The sequence below is a fragment of the Streptosporangium vulgare genome (assembly GCF_042428775.1).
In the GTDB taxonomy this organism is placed as follows: Bacteria; Actinomycetota; Actinomycetes; order Streptosporangiales; family Streptosporangiaceae; genus Streptosporangium; species Streptosporangium vulgare.
In genome coordinates this window covers 1-1,279 of the sequence record NZ_JBHMBS010000109.1, presented here as the reverse complement: position 1 = coordinate 1,279, position 1,279 = coordinate 1, and the positions used below count along the sequence as shown (strand labels likewise).

Annotated in this window: 1 protein-coding gene; it reads right to left on the bottom strand. The window is 71.9% G+C overall.

All coding sequences use genetic code 11. From position 1 onward, the window contains the following. On the bottom strand, positions 1-1,279 hold a 1,279-nt coding region (locus tag ACFFRH_RS44190; protein ID WP_386164176.1), incomplete at both ends, for a hypothetical protein.

Here is a 1,279-nt window from a genome sequence, read left to right as displayed (position 1 = left end):
GCTGCCCCCAGCGGCAGTGCGTGTCCGTGGCGACCAGGTCGTCGGGGTCGGAGTGGGCGCGCAGCCACCGGCCTGCCTCCAGGGCGCCCAGGGGGACCGCCTGAACCGCCACCGGCGGGACCTCCCCGAACGTCCGGGCCACCGGGACGCTCTCCGCACCCGGGAGAACGCGCGTGAACCAGGCGGCGGGCGGCCCCACGGCCGCGAACGCGACGAGCGTGAAGGCCCAGGCCCGCAGGCCACCGCGCCCGGTCGTCACCAGGGCGACGGCCACCAGCACGGCGACGGACAGCAGCACGGCGTAGGGCAGGTACAGCACGGTGTCCGGCTGCCCAGGCCTCAGGGGGGTCCTGACATCGCACAGCAGGCGGATCAGGTAGGCCGTCGTCACACCGGCGCCGGCCGCGTACGCGATCGTCCTGAGCGGCATCCGTGCCCGTCGCACGATGACGGAGAGCCCGTAGGCCGTGACGATCATCAGGTAGGGATAGCCGGCCCCGAAGAAGTAGAGCTGGCCGAGGTGGGGGTGCCCCAGCAGGAGCACGGCGGCGACACACGCGGCGCCCATGCCGAGCAGGAGGACCACCGCCGGTCGCAGGAGCAGCCTCGGCCGGCACAGCAGCCCGAGGATCCCGCACCACGCGACGGCCAGGCAGAGCACGTACAGCGCCGTGACGCCGAGCACCGACGGCGGTGGCGGCTCGACCGCGCCGGCGTGGCCGGTCAGCTCTCCCCAGGCCCGGCGCAGCAGGGAGAGAGGGTCGACCGTCATCCCCTGCCTCGCACCGCCGAACAGTATTACCTGCGCGAAGAGAGAGCACGCCACCGTCATCCCGAGCGCGGCGAGCGCGGGCCGGGGTATCCGGCGCCGCCTGATCACCTCGACCACGACGACGGCGGCCAGTCCTGCGGCGAGCGGAGGAAGATGGGTGGCCTTGGCTCCCATGACCGCCACCATGAACACGCCGAGCAGGAGCCACCCCCCGACGTCACGTCTCCGCCTTTCGAGAAGGTCGACGAGCAGCAGGACGACCGGGGCGAACAGCAGGGCTCCGAAGGTCTGGGTGGGCCCTGTCCAGGACTGGAAGCCCCTCCAGGTGAACGTCCCGATGTTCACTCCCAGATAGAGGTTCGGGGCGGTCATGAACAAGGTGCCCGTGATGGCGAGGAGTGCGGCGGGGCGGGAGCCGGTGAGACGGCGGGCGATCATGGCCAGTAGCACGATCAGGGCGAACATCATGGGCAGCATGCCCAGGCGGAACAGCAGGACGAGGGGTTC